This is a genomic window from Henriciella aquimarina (assembly GCF_002088975.1).
Lineage (GTDB): Bacteria > Pseudomonadota > Alphaproteobacteria > Caulobacterales > Hyphomonadaceae > Henriciella > Henriciella aquimarina.
This window is the reverse complement of record NZ_NCST01000059.1, coordinates 1-16,925: the sequence shown is the minus strand read 5'-3', so window position 1 is coordinate 16,925 and position 16,925 is coordinate 1. Positions and strand designations below refer to the sequence as shown.

The following is a 16,925-nucleotide window of genomic DNA, read 5'->3' as shown; positions in this document are numbered from 1 at the left end:
TCAGTCAAAGCTAGGCGTGACGTGAATTCTCCTCCAAAGAAATACTGCGAGCATAAAAAGCCAAATGAAATTACTTCGTTTGACCTCATTCCAATACAAGTTGAATCCGGCGAGAAGGGGGTAATGCGGCCAAAGATATTGACGAAGGACTCGGCCAAATGAGAATTGAAAGTGTCAGCATCAAAAACTTTCGCGCGTTCAAAGACTGCACGATCCATTTTGACGACTATACCTGCTTGGTCGGGGCCAATGGCGTTGGTAAGTCCACAGTTTTGGCCGCGCTGAACGTCTTTTTCGGCTATCAGGATGGAAACGCGACCGACGTCAGGAATCTGGCAGATGAAGACTTCTTTCAAAAGGACACGTCCGAACCGATCGAAATCAAGGTCACGTTTGTCGATCTTTCCGACGAAGCCCGGGAAGATTTTAAGCACTATGTGCGCGGCAATAAGCTGATCGTTACAGCGCGTGCCGAATTCTCGGAAAGCGGCGCCGGCATTCGGCAGTACGGATCGCGTATGGGGATCGGAAAGTTCAGGCCATTCTTCGAAGCCCAAAGCGCGAAAGACAAGAAGGCGGTTTATGAAGACCTCCAAGGCTCATTCACCGAACTGCCGAAATGGTCGAGTGCGGCGGCCGGGCAGGAAGCGCTGAACAGTTTTGAACAAAGCCATCCCGACCTCTGCGAAGAGCTGGAGAGCGAGTCGCAATTCTACGGCTTTTCCAAAGGCGCTAATCTTCTGGAGAAACACATTCAATGGGTCTACGTGCCCGCCGTGAAAGACGCGGCGACTGAGGAATTGGAGAGCAAGAACACCGCCTTCTCCAAGCTGCTTGATCGAGCGGTCCGGTCCAAAGTCGATTTCGGCGATCAGATTCAGGATTTACGAAATTCGACTTTGGCCCAATACCAAGAACTGATCGAAGCGGAGAATGGCGCTCTGAGCGAGCTGTCCTCGTCCCTGCAAGAACGCCTGCAAGACTGGGGCAATCCGCGCGCCACGGTCTCAATCGCCTGGTATCAGGATCCTGCAAAGTTCAAAATCGAAGAGCCGGCCGCACGCCTGAAAACGGGCGAGCAAGGCTTCGAAGGCAGCTTGGCGCGCATCGGTCATGGCCTGCAGCGCTCTTATCTTATCAGCCTCTTGCAGGAGCTGGCGACGCTCGGAGACAAGAACATTTCAACGCTCGTCCTGGGGATTGAAGAGCCTGAACTTTATCAGCATCCGCCTCAGGCGAAACACCTCGCCCAGGTCCTACAGCAGCTCTCGGATGGCAACGCACAGGTCTTGGCGGCGACGCATAGCCCATACTTCGTCTCTGGTCGTGGCTTCGAAAACGTCCGGGCGATCCGACGAAACGTGGCTGACCAAGCCTACAGCTGCGCCGCCGTCTACCAGCAACTGGCGGATCGCGAAGCGGAGATAGTGGGAAAGGCCCCGCAGCCTCCCAAGGGTCTGCGGGCGCGTCTCGACACAACGTTACAACCAGCGCTGAGTGAGATGCTTTTCACAGACAAGCTTGTCCTCGTTGAAGGCATCGAAGATCAGGTCGTCCTCACAACGTGGATTTATGCAACCGGGCTCGAAAAGGAGTTTCGCCGACGCGGCGTTTCGATCGTGCCGGTCAATGGGAAGTCGGACCTACTGCGGTGCTGCCTGTTAGCAGAGGCGATGGAAATCCCTACTTTCCTGATGTTCGATGGGGACAGCAACTGCAAGGAAGGCGCTCGCGAAGACCATAAGGCCTTAAACAACGCCCTGTTCAAATGGGCGGGCGAAGACGGACTATCTGATTTCCCCGATACTGATTTCGTTGGGTCGAAAATGGCCGTTTGGCACAACGATATCCAGGGATCGATTTTCTCCGACGTTGCTGATGGGGAATTGGAGTCTGCAAAAACAGAGGCGCGCGCACTCTGCGGCGGTGTCGCCAAGCTGAACAAGAACTCGCTGTTCCTGTACGAGCTCATGTGCGTTGCGGCAGATCGAGGCTGGACACTCGGCAAGCTGGACGCAGTCACGTCGAGACTATGCGACGACTCCTGGTAAGGCCGTGTTAGAGTGCTGGGCGTTACTCGGTCGCCAACGCTTCACCGGTGGCCTTCGAGTTCAATCTGTGGATCTTGCAGCGATCAGACGCGACGGTGCGGGCCATATCGACCAGATGCTCATGATGCGTGAGGTAAATGACCTGACCTGACTCCGCCATGCTGGACAAGAGCGTCAGTGTTTCCTTTGCGCGGTGATTATCGAACGCTTCGAGGATATCGTCCGCAATGAATGGTAGCGGCGTCTGAGACTTCGCATATTCGGCGTGACCTGCGATTCTGAGGGCGAGATAGAGCTGTGCCCGCGTGCCCGTGGACAGCTTGTCCGCTGAAAGCGTTGTCTTGTCATCGCGTTCAGCGACCAGCGTCTCGCGGTCGTCCGCACTTACCGTGACCAGTCTCGGATACCTCCCACGGGTTATCTTTGAAAACGCATCACTGGCGGACTTCAACATGGCGCCCCTGTGCTGATCTCTGAAAAGCCGAACCGCTTCGTCTACAATCAAAGCGCCTGCTTTTAAGCTGATATAGCGACGAGCGCCTTGTTCGATCTCTGCAAGGAGAGTCGTCCGCTCCTGCTGAAGTTGCGCCGCCGATTCATCTTCGTTGACGGCTTCCTGCGCCCGCTCGGCGTCTTTCCACTCAGCGTAAAGCTCCCGCACGCGGCTCTCTTCAATTTCAATTTGCGCCTGATCGACCTTCAGCTCAGCTTCTGCGCGTGCCAACGCATCCATCGAGTCCAGCAGCGGCGCCAGCATCTGCGACCATTCGATTTCGGCTTCGGTGGCGAGGAGATTAGACAGTCGCCGGCGGCGGTCACCAATCTCGTCAGAAAGCGTTCTCGCCGCGCTCGCTGAATTGAGTGTCTTGATGCAGTGGGCGATGTCCTCCGCGTTCGATCGCTCGCAAAGCGCGATCGCCTCTTTGTCTACCGCGGCGAGTTTGCGAACCGTTTCTTCCAATTCTCCCTTGTTCTGATCGATCTGCTCGGAAAGCTTCAGTCTCTGTGCAGTCCTTGCGTCCAGACTTCTCAATTCAGACTTCAGGGTGCCTAGCAAATCGAAATGAGGCGCGTTTGAATCTCCAATCCCGGTATCTAAGGAAAGCTGGACGACGGCATCAGCGAAGGTTGTTTCACTCGCTTCCATAAGTGCAATACGGCGCGCTAATCTTTTTCTTTCATCCAGAGCGCCGGCAAGACTGGCCAGATCGTCCAGCCTCGCCTTGATCGCGGCCGGACGACCTAGCGCGAACGAAAGTTCCTTGAGTGCGCGATTCCACTCCTTTTCCCATTCTTCAGTATTCGTCTTTGCCTTTTCGACCGCATCGGCGCGCTGACGTTGCTGTCTCGCCAACGTGTCGTATTCGGCCTTTGCAATCCTATAGGCTTCGGCGCTATTGCGCAGATCATGTAGTGTTCTAAGGGCCGTGGCCAGAACCGTTTCGTCTGATCCAGAATCCTCCACGCCAACAGACTTCAACTCTTGCCTGAGCGCGGAAGCGGCAGCCGTGAAGCGCTCTTGCCTCTTCTTGAATGAGGCGCGCCGATCCTGATATGTGTTCAATGCCTCTTGTGCGATTCCCCACGCTCCGCGCCACGCTTTGATGGTTGAGGCGCTAGTCGACGCTGGCAGACCCGCGGTTCCGGCGAGACGCGAAAGCTCGTGATCCAATCCGGTCAGTCTCTCGATGGTTTCTTCAATCGCTTTGTCGATAGCCTCACGTTCAGCGATCGCGCCTAATTGTTTGAGCCGGCGTTCTTTGACTTGCCCGATCCTGGACGCATGCGCGATACGTTTTGTGACGGCGACATCGATTTCGCGCATGGCGGTTTCAAAGGCGGTGGCGCTGAGCTTAATTTGATTGACGACGCCCTGATCTATAGCGCGGCGATGATCGGTCCAAAGATCGTCCCGCGCTTTCAGCAGCTTGCCAGCCGTATCGTCTGAAACGATTTCTGGATCGGAATTCATTTCATCGAGTTGCGCCGTTTCGTTTTCGATGCTCCGGTTGAGGTTGCGGCGGTCAGACTGAAGTCGTTCTAGAGCAGTTGCTACTTTGTCATACCGGCTATGGATGTCTTCGAGTTCAGACGCGGACGGAGGCGTCAAGGATTCTAGTTCTTCAGGCGTACCACTCCAAGGCGCCAGGCTTAGTAACGCGCGGTCAAGACTTCTTTTCGAAGCCTCAACTTCGGTTTCCAGATCCTCGAGTCTGACAGCATCGAGGTCGGGCCGATAAGAGGTGATCGCATCATCCAAAGGTGCGATATCAACAGGTTCAGTCAGCGCAGAGAGTTCATCCTTCGCGACAGCGAGATCAGATATAGCCTTGTCCTGCTCAGCAACGGCCTGCTCATACGCCGCTGAGAGTTTTTCACCAGTTTCAGCAAGCGCCCTTATATTGGCGGCGTCGGTTTTGGATACGAGCAGGGCTTCTGGCTCGGAGTCTTCTTGCTCACCAAGCCGTGCAAGATGGCTGTTCACGTCCCGTCCAAGCGCTTCCAACTCATCATGGCGGCTCGGCAAATCGAGTGCTGCTGTGCGGGCGCGCGCCTCATGATCGTCGGCGATCAGCGCTTCGAGTCCGTTTACCAACTTGTCCTGATGAGGTGGCGGCTTCAGATCGTCTAGCTCGTCCTCTGTACGCTTTAGGCGCGCCTCCAGCGCATCTTTGGCATCGTTCAACGCCTTCAGTTCGGCTTGTAGCTGGCGTGCGCGCTCAAGTGCTTCATCGTCGGCCGGAGGAAGCGGACCAAATGCCTCCAAGCGGTCTTGGCGCTCCCGAAGTTCGCGCCAGGGCTCAATCGCCTGCAAAACCGCTTTGTCTTTCTCATATGCGGCGCGCCGTTGCTTTTGTTCGTCAGCAGCGGTTTCGTAGGCGCGCTTCGCTTCGTCCACCTTTCGCTTCATGCGCCGATACTCCGGTGCGTGAACGTCGAGTGTTTTCAGTTCCCCATCAATTTCCTTGAGCCGTTTTAGCGATTGGGCCAACGCAGTGGACGTAGCTCTTGGCTTGAAGAACTCGCTCGCTTTCTCGCGGGCGCGGTCCAGTGTCGAAGTGACGGAGGAAAGTCCGGAGGCGCCGGCGAACAACAAAGCCCCAAGATCGCCTTTTGCCTGCAGAATATCCGCCCCGCCGTCCAAGAGGGACTGCAAGTCAAGTGAGAACAGATTGATAAAGTCCGTCTCGGTTAGGGCCAGCATCTCCCGCCTCAGAATGTCTTCTGATAAGACGGCGCCTTCGGGCGAGCGCAGAGCGTCTCGGTTCGCCTTAACCCGAACGGCCGAAAGAGGACCGGCGCCCGTGTCGAGTTCGGCTCCAATTTGAAGCGCTTTGTAGTCGTGGATAAAGTCGTACTCTGTGCGGGCGGGGATGCCGTACAAAAAGCTTGTGATGGCATTGCGAAGAGTAGACTTCCCGGCTTCATTGTCTCCATAGACGATGTGAAAATCCGGCGCCTCGCTGGTGCTCCCGAAATCGATCGACTCGTTCGTAAAGCACCCAAACCGAGTCAGATGAAGAGCGCTGAAGCGCATATCTCAGCCATCTCCCTCTATTTGCGCCAGCAGGTCTAAAACGCCCTCTTCAGAAAGGTCTTGGACTATCCCTTTATTCTCTGCCGGATCGAACCGCGAGCGAAGCTCCCCCGGCAGTTTCTGGATCAATTGCTGTACGTCGTCCTCCAGTCGCAACGCGATCTGATCACGGTCTATTTGACCGCCTTGGACGATAGCAGAAAGTTCAGAAACTCGGTTGTCCTTCACCGCTTGTGAAGCGGCAACGTCAAAAGTGACCTGTTCCAAATGAACGTGCCCTACGCGTGAAGCGGCTGACCGTAGTTCCTCTTCCAGCCTTTCGCGGTCGTGACGCATCTTGCGCGCGAAACCGCCGTCACCGATACAGGTCAACCGCACAATGACTTCTTGGTCTGCGGCAGGACCGCTTCGCAATTTGTTGAAGGCGTCGTTCGAGAGCTCAAGCAGCTCGCGCCAATCGCCAATTTGCGACACATCAAGCGACTGCCGCTCGAAACGAACGGGCGCGACGTATCTTTCTTCAACTGTACATTTCCCGGTCTCAGCAATCGTCGTCAGGCTTATGGATTTAACACCGTCTTCGTTCATGTGCCTGCCCTGAGGAATACCGGGCATTACGATAGTGCAGTCGTCATGGATGGTTACTTTCCGCTTGTGGATATGACCAAGCGCCCAATAAGTGTACCCATGAGCTGCGAGATCGGCGGTCGAGCACGGCGCATAAACGTCATGGTTCGGTGATCCATCCAGGCTGGTGTGCATCGCACCGATATCAATAACGCCGGGTGTCCCGGGCTGATACCTAGAAAGCAGCGAATTTGGCGCGTGTGGCTCCTCAAAGCTGACGCCATGAACCGCGACCGCGCCGTCTTTCAGAATGACCGGCTTATCTGCTTTCGAGAAGACATGCACACCTTCTGGCAGGGTCAATTCTCGCGTGATGATGGATTCCGCGTCGTGATTGCCTCGAATAATAAACGCATGAATGCCGGCCTCAGTTAGCCGGCGCATTTCTTCTCCAAAGTAACTCGCCGTCTTCATGCTTCGCAGCGAGCCGTCATAGAGATCGCCAGCGACGATAAACGCATCGACCTGCTCGTTGATGCACAAATCGACGGCCCGGCGGAACGCTGTCCGAGTAGCAACGCCAACCATCTCCGCCAAATCCGGGTCGCGCAGAGCCAATGACTTTAGAGGGGAGTCGAGATGAACGTCAGCTGTGTGTACGAAGCGAAACAACTAGTCTGGTCCTGAATCGAAAGCCAACGTACTTACTTTTTGCTGCCAGATGACTGACTGCCGCCGCCGCCTCCTGATGGCGGCTTGGTTTCATTGGTGGTCGGACCTGAGCCTTGATAGCCACCATTGACCTTATGGGGTCGTGGCGGCGGTGCTGTGTAACCCTTCTTTTCAAGGTGTGGTGCCGGACGTGGTTTCTTCGTCATTGCTTTCTCCTGCATTGAAAAACTCGATGGTCTTAATGTCCTTGCCGCAGAGCAAGATGGCGCGTTTTGGTTCAAACCGCTCCCATGGGCCTTCTTCCTTTGCGTCCCATACCTCTGGGATGTACAAGTCGCGTTCCCCGCTTGTCGAAGATGCGAAAGCGGCCGGAGACCATGGCCCTGCAAAGCGGTCCCCATTCTCCAGAGTCGCGATAACGAACACTCCGTTACGTTGCAGGGGAAACGCCCAGTCCCAGGCCGTCGGAATATGGTGAATCGGCGGCAATTTCAGCAAACGCGAAATTCTGTCGAGCCACCGTCTCGACCGACACACCGCCAGGATGACGCCTAGGATAGCTGGAAATACAGCGTATTCAGCAACCTGTGCCCAAAGAACGGGGACGCATAGGACCTCGCCCGCGTGGCGAACAATAGGGGCGATGGCTGCGAAGTATGCAGTAGAGGCGACGGCGTAGCTAAAGAGCCTTTGCTGCAGACTGTCTCTTGGCCCGACTTTGTGAGCCTCCTGAACCATAAGGATAATGAAGCCGGGTGCCAGCAGAGCGAGCATATCCTTGAGGGCGTCTACGTCTGAGAAATTCAATGCATCTCCTTTACAGAAGACTTAAGGCGGGTGTTGGGCAAGTCCTCCGCTTATACTCACGGAGCATAGTGCGCGTTTAAATTTAAGCGCCTTGCGTTGCAAACGCCTATGAAATTTATCAATTTAGGGTCGTTTGCTTTATACCAAGAGGGAGAGTCTTCACTCAAGTCTAGGTCTACTTTTTGCGCCATCATGAGGCATGTATCCTAGACCTGCCTAACGACCATAGAGTTGAAGTGCGCGAACGGTTGAGTTCGACGTTTCTGCCGACCCAATTCAATTTCTGGCCGGATGCCGGAACAAGCACAAAGCCTTCTTTTCCTTCAATCACAGCAAATCGGCCTTGAGCCAGTTCGACGTGCCGCGAATAGGTCCCTGAAAATTGATCCCAGTTCTCCGTATCCGCAAAGGGAAGCTCAACGCGAGCGCTTTCCGTTATCGCCGCCTTTTCGAGTTCGTCTCTCCTGAGACGCTCTGCGTCTTCCCGTGTCAGCTGTCCGGTATCATCAAGCGAGTATCCATTGCTCTGCAACCAAGCCGTCCGCCCGTAGAACGATTTCCTGAGTTCGTCCGCGAATGGCCCCGCGGTTCCATCCAACATCTGGGCGTCAATCCGATCCAGCCAAGTCTCCGCATGGCGCTCAACCAGCGCTTCTATCGACAGGTAGGATCGAACATCGACTGTGAGACGTTGCCTTCTTGCATCGGCTTGCAACGCGCGCTCCTCAAAGTCGCCCAGGATGGACCAACTTCCATCCGCATTCCTTTCGGCAGCTCCAAGCCGTCTCAGTGCCTCGAGGCGGCGCTTGTGAGCGAGCCGGAACGACGGCGAACTCGCTGGATCAGAGACCTCATGTAGCTCCTCCGAATACACGCCACCGTTTCGCTTGGCGATCGCAGCAATCGTCCGATCCGCAGGCTTCGACTCAACTGCTCCCCGTCCGACAGAAACAATCCCGCCTGGCTTCGGCAATTGAACCGCTTCCTGCTCAGTCATCTCGATGGACCATATCCGCCCATCGAGGCCTTCGATCAGCGCGGTGGTACCATTCCGCAATTCATCGCCGGGCAAGGTAGCCGCAAGCCGCCCCAGGATTTCGCCAGCGAAGTTCATTTGGCGGGGCAGGGCGTGCAGACGCGACGCATCAATCTGCCGGCCCTCGAGGTTGGCAAGCGATCGAATAATATCTCCGCGCCTGCCGAGAGCCCGAAGCGAATCCTGCCAACCTTCCTGCATCGCCCAGCGACCATCCTCCTGTCGCTTCGCAAGACCGAGTGTCTGGAGAAACCGAAGACGACGATTAACGACCGCGCCATCGAATCTCGACAGTCCGCCCCGCTCACTCTCCGGCGTGTAACGTCCATCGGTCAGCGAACGGGCGATGTCATGATCAATCGCCGTGAGCGCCTCACGTTGTGCCTCGTTTGACCTCGCAGCCGCCATTTCCCTTAGCCGCCGCTGGCCCAGCTCAAGCGTTACCAGCTCCTGCGCCCGCGCCCGAAATCCCTGCGTGATGTATTTGCGGTCGATCAGCAGCTCAGCATTCCGCGTGTTCCCGCCGCGGATCACGATATGAACATGTGGCTGACCCGTATCATGATGGTTGGCCGCGACCCAGTCGAGCCGGCGGCCGAGATCCTTCTCGGCCTGGCCCATGAACGCCCGCGTGAACTGCGTTAGATTCTTCATCTGGTCTGCGTCTTCCGGAGAGACGATCAGCCGGAACTGCCGCCGGTCCTCGTCAGCCCGTTCATTAAACGCTTTGGCATCCACTTCATCGACACTCCGGTCATAGAGCTTGCCGCGCTCGCCGTCGCGCCCGGCACCTTCCCGGCGGATGTAGGCGACATGCTTTGCAAAACTCGCCGCGCCGGTTGGACCCGCCCGTGCAATATGGACCTTCACGATAACGCGCCGGGCCCGCTGGTTTGACCAGTGCCGGGCAAGGGCGGCCTGTACTTTTCCACGCCCAGCATGACGCACAGCGCCAGGTGGCAGAGAACTGCGGCCGCGCGTCGAGAGCCGCCCTTTCGCGACGACTCGTTTCAGCCGCTTCAGCTGGGTCTTTGCCTTGCCCTGCGACCTGATCTTTCCGAGGCGCGGAACGAAGTCGAAATCGTCGCTCACGGCTCCAAGCGCGCAGCGGATTGCAAATCCGTGCACCCGCCTTCCGGCGCCGGGTCACATAAAAAAGGATGTGCAGACAATGGGTTAAGTGTCGCTGGGTGACACTCCCTTAATCTTGCCCTCCGGGACACAGAAGCCATTCCCGTCCCGTTATCTATCGCTTTGACGGTCGCCTGATCCTCAGCCGACCGGTTGCCATAAGTCCATATGGACCTGGCGACGCCAATGATGCGCGCGCCGTCCTGAACGCCGAAGTATCGTCCATCGACTGACAGGGGATGAGAGTTGAGCAGGAAAACTTCGCCGGCTTTAAGGGTCTGACAGCCCTGCCAGGCGGGAAGGGCGCTGCCGGACTCGGTTACTTTGAGCGCATCAACAGATGTGATCCCGTTGATGGAGACCTGCGTATCGCATCTGCAAATCTCGTCACCGGATAGGCCCGCAACATGCTTCAACAAGGGCCAGTCGGCGCCAACAATTCCTTCCTGATCGAGCCATTGCCGGACCTCATCCGACGGCTCAAATGCCACCAGATCACCCGTCGAAACAGGCGCGGACCGGTCGACAAAATAGAGCCCCTTGGGCACACTTTCTGTCCGGTTCCATACAAAATCGGAGCGGTCGATGAAGCTTGCCGCGAGCATCAGGCTGAGCCCGCAACCCATGGCGAGAAGCGCGGTTCTACGAGTCATCGCGCATCCCCGTTCCCATGAACCGGCGGCCATTGGTGTAAGCGATGATGTCCTTGCCGCGATACCAGACCTTGGCACCGATCTTGTGGTAGACGGGGCCTGTTCCGAGCGAACGCATATTGATCAGCGTCTTCGGTTTGAGGCCGAGATGATCAGCGGTTTCATCCGTGTTCAGCCATTCGGTCGGGGCAGGGAGGTTCGATTTTGGCCGAAGCGCGTCTCCATTCTTGTTGGGCTCTGTCATGGCGTAGGGTCTCCTTTCTCTTACGCAACTCGAAGCCAAGACAGACTGACAGCTCATCCTCAGATTAAGAGTGTCGAACTCGAGCACGTCGCTGGCGACACCCCTGTAGGCCCGCAAAAATTCCGCGCCCAAACTGAGCGTTGATCGACCTGTCAGCGCTTCCAATCTGCTCGCTCTCAAACGAAAAGAAGCCGCCTCGGAGATGTCTCCGGAGCGGCTCAGTGAGAGGGTCATCAGATCCTAGTCGCGCGGGTTCCAGAGGATCACGTGACGGCCTTTCTTGCCCTTGACCGGGGCGAGGTTGGCGAAGATCCGGCGGGGACCGATCTGGGGGTCGGCGAGGGTGAGCGAGACATAGTCGCGTCCCGATGCCTTCGCCTTCCGCATCCAGCCGCCGCCGATTTCGGTCGAGGTTTCGCCGGCATAGATGCGGTAGTCCGGCTGGCCTTCTTCGGATTTCTCCGCATTCTTCTCGATGCGGATCGCGGCAGAGAGATTCATCATTGCGAGGGTGCCTTCGAAGCCGGACTTGGTCTCGCTGACATATCCGAGTGCGTTTGCCATGGGGTTCTCCTTTTCGTTCCTTGGCTTGTCTCCGGGGACCCCTTGTCCCCGTCGACGCCGGACCGTGAGGACGCGCTGAGCCGGGCCTGAACCGCTCGCGGGCGCAGCACAGCGGAGCACCGGACGGGCGGGGAATTTTGCTGCGCGAGGAAGGCGCGAAAGCGTCGGGGAAAATTCTTCGTCTGTCCGGTTTCAGGGCCGGGTCAGCGCGTCCAGGTCATAAAGGCAAAGACGGGAACAAGGGGGCCGAGGCAAGCCTGCCGGACAAGAAATCAGAACGCCCTGCATGCGTCCCGGCCGTGTCATTCGAGACCTAAAGACGCGCGATTTTTCTGAAGGCATTTTGCAATCGCCCAGGCCTCACAGCCGCTACGCGCACACCTGAGAATGCGAGAAGCCGCCCGGTGCCACACACCGGACGGCCCCTCTTGCTGGCTGAACAGGAGACGAATGTTCAGGCAGCGTCCTGTTGTGGTTCAGGTGTCTCATCGGGCGTGGCGTCTGCCTCCGCTTCGAACAGTCCCGCGACCCGTGTCCACGCATCGGCAGGCGGTGACCCGGCTCCCTCGACAAGGCGGGCCGGTGGCACCTGCATCCAGCCCGGTCGCCAGTCAGGATTGGCCTCGCAACCCTCGCCTGTGATCCGGTTCTCCAGCACCTGTTTCTGCGCCTTGCCCGTCTCGGTGCGGCAGGAGTCTGCGAGCGACGCCGTCGCAATATCACCGATCATGGCATTGATGGCGCGCTTGTCCTTGGTGAGATCGAAAAAGGTCTCGTCCGGTTTCCATGCTGCCGACAGGTCGGTGTCGCAGACATGCAAGACCGCCTCGACGACGCCATTCCCGGCTTCGAGTGTGCGGGCCATGACACTCGCCAGAACAGTCAGGACTTCCTCGTCCGACATCGCCAGAAGCGCAGAGAAGAGCTCGCATAACCGATAGTCATCCCCATTCCGGCGAAGCGCCGGATTGACGTTCAGGGCTTTGAACAAGGCGTCAGTCTGCTCGGTCCTCTCGGTGAGCACAGCCACAGATTTCGAGCCTTCCAAGCTCGCCTGCGTCTCATCCTTACGGGCGCGAAGTTCGAAAGGCCGGACATCCCAAAGCGCGCTGCCAGCCATCGCATGTGCGACCATCAAGCGGAGTGCAATTGCGGGCGAAGCGGCAAGGCTCGCCTGCGCGGCGGCATGGCGATGGAGCAGAATATATTCGGCGAGCGGGCCAGACATTTCTGGCCGGATTGCTGCCGCAACGGCGTCGCTGTCACCCTTCGATCCCTGCTGCCGCTTGCGGGCCTCGGCAGAGGTAAGCTGTCCCTCATGGAATTGGACCGTGCCGTCATGGCGGACTTCTACGAAGACCTTCCCGCCATCTTCCATGGCGTACTGGACATGGTCCCAGCGATGGAAGTAGGCCCCGCGCTCAAGGCAGATGACATCACGCCAGCCGTCTTCCTTGTAGGCTTCGATCCGGTCGGTAATCGCGGCAGATTGTGCCGCCCAGAACTGGTCCGCATCAGCGAACACGCCATGCTCGCCAAACAGGTCTGCGGTGACCTGACCCTCATAGGTGTCGAGATCGAACAGAGCCTTGTCGGTCGTGATCGTGGTCCCGCCCGTGATCCATGCTTTGCAGGACCGGCCCATCGGGGCGCGTTCGGATTCGCTCTCGAAGAGGCGAAGCCATTCGGCCTGCTGGTCGGGTGTGGCGAGCGTCAGCGCGCGGATCGTTTCACGGTCCAACTCGTCCTCGGCGTAGAGTTTGCGGATCGGATCAGCGAGCGAAGCAAGCGCGAGTACGCGCCGCACCAGTAGCTCGGTCACTCCGAAGAAGATGGCGATATCTTCAATCGCCTTGCCTTCCTCATGCAGGCGCTTGAAGGCCTCGTATTGCTCCATCTCGGTCGCGGGAAGGCGCCCGACATTCTCGATGACGGAGGCCGCAATCGCACTTGCCGCATCCTTCTCGGTCATGATCGCGCAGGGGACGAGCGGTGTTTTGCCTGTCTCATTGGCAATCTCTTTCAGGGCGAAGAAGCGGCGGCGTCCGGCGATCACGCCAAAATACTTACCCTCGCGGCGGACCAGCAGGGTCTGGCGCAAGCCGCTTTCGCGGATGGATGGAAGAATGTCGGATACGTCCGGCTTCTTCCTTCCGTGCCGCATGTTGAGCTTTGAAATCCGAAGCTCGTCGAGCGGGATATGTTTGAGGTCGGGCTGTGCCATGGGAGTCTCCTTTTCTGGCGGGTAAAGCGAAAGACCCAGCGCCCATGCGGGGCCTCTCCAGTTGATCTTGGTGAAGGGAAAGCCGTCGCCATCGCGGCTCGGTTCGGGGTCGGTCTGGCCCCAGTCATAGTCACGGATCGTGATCAAGGGCGCGCGGCCCTCGACCCAGATTTCGGCGACCTGGGCATCGGCAATGACCAGCGTCAGCCGGGGCCGTGGGCCGAGCAATTCAGTGAGGGAGCGGGCCGCGCTCATGTCGCGGCCCAGCCTGTCACGGTCTCGGTGAAGCGCGCGGTAGCGGCTTTGGCCGCATCCAGCGCCTCGGGCAGAAGCTCGTTCGCAACCGTCGTGAGATAGCTATTGTCGGAGCCGGGATAATTGCACTCGACGCCCCAGAGGCTCGCCGCATGCCGGTCCAGTTCGATGCCGTCTCTCTCGACAGAGAGGACAATCCCGCAATAGAACCACTCGCCCTTGCGCCATGCCTCCATGACGGCTTCGGCCTTCTCCTGCGCCTCAGCGAAGCGCTTCCGGAAGCCATTGCCCGGCCCGATGAAGCCCGGCGCATCCTTGTAGAGCGAGGGCCAGAATCCGTCCTGCCGCTGGTCGGGCGCATCCGGGCAATCATCTGCCACGATGCGGGCTGTGACGGAGAAGCCATCAACCTCACAGGTGATCGTGTCGCCCTCGCAGGCGTAGGTATCGAAGCGCTCGGCAAAGCTCATGACGCCCTCCGAAGCTCGAACCCCTCACGGTCGCAGAGAGCGCGCAGCTCGCGCGCCTCTGCTTCGTCGAACTCGTCACCAGACTGGTGATAGATCGTGCCCTGCGCGAACCCTTGCGGGGTCTTCACGACATGCGCCCAGCGATAGGGGCCACGTCCATCTTCGCGCGGTCTTGCCTGAAATCTCGCCATGGCGCTCACCGCGTCCAGAAGACGTGAACGTCTTCGAACCCAGTCTCGAATACCATGATGTCGCCGTTCAGCTCCATGTCGCGGGCGAGCGCTGACCAGTCGATATAATATTCGAGGGCTGCGGGGATTTCCGTGCCGGTGTCGCGGTGCAGTTCTTCGGCGAAGTCTGCCCGGCTCGCATAAGTGCCCGCATAATCTTCGAAGGCCGCTCCGGCCTGTTCAAGGTCATCGCCGAAATGGCGATGGACCAGCGCGCCAAGCCTGCCATGTTCGGCAATGAATTCGGCGAGATTGCAGACCGTCTCGAAGCTCGCATATTCCGAGAGATAAGCGCCTTCAAAGCCTTCATAATCATGGATCGCCCATTCCTCGGCGGCGGGCAGCGGCGAGTCCGCCAGCATGGCGCGAACCTCGGCCATCACCTCATCCGGCGTGGTGGCATCAATCCAGCGCCCGTGAAGGCAGCCATTATTGTAAGCGGCAAGGCAGGCCACATAGATACGGGGGCGGGTTTCAGGTGTGGGTGCAGCGTCTGCCGCAAGGGGGGCTGAGGGCTCTGGTGTGGTCATGGGTTCAGTCTCGCTTCCCCGCCCAAATGTCCCTCCCGCATCAGGCGGGGGTGGGCGGCGAGAAGGCCGGCAGGCCGGACCCGTTAGCCGGTTGCGCAAGGCGGAAAGGTAGGAGACTCAGAACGTTTCCAGACGCTCTTCAAACCCGCCCGCCTTGCGCAACCGGCGGGTCCGGGCAGACCGGTCGTCCGCCCACCTTCGTCTGATTGGGGGACTGTCCTGGACGCCGGGCGGACGGTTGCAGGCCGCGGGACGCGCCAACCGAGCCGAATCCCGCAAGACAGACTATATGAGCCTACACATCCGCACCTATCGCGAGCAGGACCGCGACGCTGTGATTGCGCTATGGGAACGCTGCGCCCTGACGCGGCCGTGGAACGATCCGTCGGCCGATATCGATCTGTGTGTGCGTAGCCGCGAAGCGACGCTGATGGTGGGTTACAGGGAGGATGATCTGATCGCGTCAGTTATGGTCGGGCATGACGGGCACCGGGGATGGATCTACTATCTCGCCGTCGAACCGGAGCGACAGGGTCATGGTCATGGCCGCGAAATGATGGCCGAAGCCGAGCTGTGGCTCGCAAGCCGGAATGTCGGAAAAGTCCAGTTGATGGTCCGCATCGGCAATGCCGATGCCGAAGCCTTCTACGGGGCGCTCGGTTATGAAGCCCAGGATGTGACCGTATTCGGGAAATGGCTGAACGACCCGAACACCCCCTGAGCCAGCGGCCTCATAATGCTCATGCAGGCCGAGCAGCCTCCGACCCCTCTGCTTGTCAGTGGGAAGTATCCGTCTTCGTCAAGTCCGGCTTGGAACCCAGTTTCGGCTATCGCGAAGCAGACTGTTCGCCAGGACGATAAGCTTTCTCATTATGGCTGTGATGGCCAGTTTTGGCGCTTTTCCGGTGGCGACCATCATCTGGTATTTCGCGCTGAATTCCGGATTATGCTTTATGCTAACGAGGGTGGGCATATAGAGCGCCTGTCGCAAATGTGCTCTTCCACCTTGTATGTATCGCTTGCCTCGAAACGTGCCGCTGTCCCGAGCGATCGGAGCAAGTCCTGCAAGACTGGCGGCCGCCTTGTGATCGATGAAGCCGAGTTCGGGCATCTCGGTCAGAAGCATGATCGCGGTTGTTTCTCCAATGCCAGGAATAGTCTGTAGAATGTCGAATCTGGCTTTCAGGAATTCATCATCACGGACCAGCAAACGAAGAGCCGCGTCGATTGCTTTCATGTGACGGTCGATCTGCTCAATCCTTTCCCGTGCCTGGCGCCGCAACAAGGGAGCTATCCGGGCGGAAGACCGGTTGGACGCGCGTGTCCTGTCTTTCACCAGAGCGCGCCGAGCCGATTGTAGCTCTTTCATTTCATTGAACTTGATCGTTCTGTCGCTGACGCGGCGCACAGAAATCATCGCCCCGTATTTTGCGATAAGCCCGGCATCGATCGTGTCTGTTTTCGCCGACACACCCAATGCGTCCGCAAATCGTCGAGCCTGCCGTGGATTGACCTTGCCGAGAGGTATTTCGGCTTTCAGGAAGAACTTCTCGAAGGCAAGATGATACTGCCCGGTCGGTTCATAGAGTAGCTGTTCAAGATGACATCCTGCCATCCAGGTCAGCAATTGCCTGAATCCTTTTTTATCATTCGGGACAGTTATGGTCCTGCCCTCAGGATACATGTGCGCATCCAGAGTGCTCTTTGAAATATCGACGCCGATATGCTGGCGAACTGGTTCGATGGACATTCCAGATCCTTTGCTTGTCGTACGGGCCTAGATGCCCTCGTATCCGTTCAGGTCGCATGGAAATGAAGAGGACGATCAAACTTCCCAACGGCACTTACTCAGCCAGCGCAGGCACGATCCGTTCCTCTACGCCGGCGGGGAAATTGCGCAGTCCCCACCAGCGGTTCTTTTCTAACCAGAAGACCAGGAATCTCTAAGACAAG

At 58.0% G+C, this 16,925-nt stretch carries 14 protein-coding genes; 2 read left to right on the top strand and 12 right to left on the bottom strand.

Annotation, left to right across the window (positions count from 1 at the left end; all coding sequences use genetic code 11):
- The first annotated feature begins 158 nt into the window (after positions 1-158).
- Complete coding sequence (locus B8784_RS08120; RefSeq protein ID WP_084397253.1) at positions 159-2,051, top strand: ATP-dependent nuclease; 1,893 nt, start codon at positions 159-161, stop codon at positions 2,049-2,051.
- Positions 2,052-2,073: 22 nt separating this feature from the next.
- On the opposite strand, the gene B8784_RS08115 is transcribed toward B8784_RS08120, so the two are convergent.
- The 11 genes from B8784_RS08115 to B8784_RS08065 form a co-directional block, all read right to left on the bottom strand.
- Positions 2,074-5,589, bottom strand: a complete 3,516-nt coding sequence (locus B8784_RS08115) for an ATP-binding protein (RefSeq protein WP_084397250.1) — start codon at positions 5,587-5,589, stop codon at positions 2,074-2,076.
- 3 nt (positions 5,590-5,592) lie between these two features.
- Positions 5,593-6,828, bottom strand: a complete 1,236-nt coding sequence (locus tag B8784_RS08110) for a metallophosphoesterase family protein (RefSeq protein ID WP_084397248.1) — start codon at positions 6,826-6,828, stop codon at positions 5,593-5,595.
- A 171-nt stretch (positions 6,829-6,999) separates the two neighbouring features.
- Positions 7,000-7,635 carry a DUF6338 family protein gene (locus B8784_RS08105; protein ID WP_084397246.1) on the bottom strand — a complete coding sequence of 212 codons (636 nt, stop codon included), beginning with the start codon at positions 7,633-7,635 and terminating at the stop codon, positions 7,000-7,002.
- Between the two features lie 190 nt (positions 7,636-7,825).
- Positions 7,826-9,763: a DUF3363 domain-containing protein gene (locus tag B8784_RS08100; RefSeq protein WP_143435370.1), complete on the bottom strand. Its 1,938-nt coding sequence runs from the start codon at positions 9,761-9,763 to the stop codon at positions 7,826-7,828.
- Entirely contained in the window at positions 9,760-10,455 is a 696-nt protein-coding gene (locus B8784_RS08095) for a S26 family signal peptidase (RefSeq protein WP_158085633.1), read from the bottom strand. The genes B8784_RS08100 and B8784_RS08095 overlap by 4 nt, the downstream gene beginning before the upstream one ends.
- On the bottom strand, positions 10,445-10,699 hold the full coding sequence (locus B8784_RS08090) for a helix-turn-helix transcriptional regulator (protein ID WP_084397240.1): 255 nt from the start codon (positions 10,697-10,699) through the stop codon (positions 10,445-10,447). The genes B8784_RS08095 and B8784_RS08090 overlap by 11 nt, the downstream gene beginning before the upstream one ends.
- Positions 10,700-10,939: 240 nt before the next feature.
- Positions 10,940-11,263 (bottom strand): DUF736 domain-containing protein, encoded by a 324-nt coding sequence (locus tag B8784_RS08085; protein ID WP_027836414.1) that lies wholly within the window; start codon positions 11,261-11,263, stop codon positions 10,940-10,942.
- A 454-nt stretch (positions 11,264-11,717) separates the two neighbouring features.
- Complete coding sequence (locus B8784_RS08080) at positions 11,718-13,742, bottom strand: ParB/RepB/Spo0J family partition protein (protein WP_084397238.1); 2,025 nt, start codon at positions 13,740-13,742, stop codon at positions 11,718-11,720.
- The gene (locus B8784_RS08075; protein WP_084397236.1) at positions 13,739-14,212 is read right to left on the bottom strand and encodes a hypothetical protein; all 474 of its coding nucleotides are present in this window, start codon (positions 14,210-14,212) and stop codon (positions 13,739-13,741) included. The genes B8784_RS08080 and B8784_RS08075 overlap by 4 nt, the downstream gene beginning before the upstream one ends.
- A complete protein-coding gene (locus tag B8784_RS08070; RefSeq protein ID WP_084397234.1) occupies positions 14,209-14,403 on the bottom strand; it encodes a hypothetical protein in 195 nt (64 codons plus the stop codon). The genes B8784_RS08075 and B8784_RS08070 overlap by 4 nt, the downstream gene beginning before the upstream one ends.
- Positions 14,404-14,408: 5 nt before the next feature.
- Positions 14,409-14,972, bottom strand: coding sequence for an antirestriction protein ArdA (locus B8784_RS08065; RefSeq protein WP_084397232.1), 564 nt, complete (start codon positions 14,970-14,972; stop codon positions 14,409-14,411).
- Between the two features lie 289 nt (positions 14,973-15,261).
- On the opposite strand from B8784_RS08065, the gene B8784_RS08060 reads away from it, so the two are divergent.
- Positions 15,262-15,693: a GNAT family acetyltransferase gene (locus B8784_RS08060; protein WP_084397230.1), complete on the top strand. Its 432-nt coding sequence runs from the start codon at positions 15,262-15,264 to the stop codon at positions 15,691-15,693.
- Positions 15,694-15,771: 78 nt separating this feature from the next.
- On the opposite strand, the gene B8784_RS08055 is transcribed toward B8784_RS08060, so the two are convergent.
- Entirely contained in the window at positions 15,772-16,722 is a 951-nt protein-coding gene (locus tag B8784_RS08055; RefSeq protein ID WP_084396263.1) for an IS110 family RNA-guided transposase, read from the bottom strand.
- Positions 16,723-16,925 lie beyond the last annotated feature (203 nt).

Coding starts and splice junctions, on each gene's coding strand:
- B8784_RS08120 (WP_084397253.1), top strand. CDS start 159: ATGAGAATTGAAAGTGTCAGCATCAAAAACTTTCGCGCGTTCAAAGAC.
- B8784_RS08115 (WP_084397250.1), bottom strand. CDS start 5,589: ATGCGCTTCAGCGCTCTTCATCTGACTCGGTTTGGGTGCTTTACGAAC.
- B8784_RS08095 (WP_158085633.1), bottom strand. CDS start 10,455: ATGACTCGTAGAACCGCGCTTCTCGCCATGGGTTGCGGGCTCAGCCTG.
- B8784_RS08090 (WP_084397240.1), bottom strand. CDS start 10,699: ATGACAGAGCCCAACAAGAATGGAGACGCGCTTCGGCCAAAATCGAAC.
- B8784_RS08085 (WP_027836414.1), bottom strand. CDS start 11,263: ATGGCAAACGCACTCGGATATGTCAGCGAGACCAAGTCCGGCTTCGAA.
- B8784_RS08080 (WP_084397238.1), bottom strand. CDS start 13,742: ATGAGCGCGGCCCGCTCCCTCACTGAATTGCTCGGCCCACGGCCCCGG.
- B8784_RS08075 (WP_084397236.1), bottom strand. CDS start 14,212: ATGAGCTTTGCCGAGCGCTTCGATACCTACGCCTGCGAGGGCGACACG.
- B8784_RS08070 (WP_084397234.1), bottom strand. CDS start 14,403: ATGGCGAGATTTCAGGCAAGACCGCGCGAAGATGGACGTGGCCCCTAT.
- B8784_RS08065 (WP_084397232.1), bottom strand. CDS start 14,972: ATGACCACACCAGAGCCCTCAGCCCCCCTTGCGGCAGACGCTGCACCC.
- B8784_RS08060 (WP_084397230.1), top strand. CDS start 15,262: ATGAGCCTACACATCCGCACCTATCGCGAGCAGGACCGCGACGCTGTG.
- B8784_RS08055 (WP_084396263.1), bottom strand. CDS start 16,722: ATGTCCATCGAACCAGTTCGCCAGCATATCGGCGTCGATATTTCAAAG.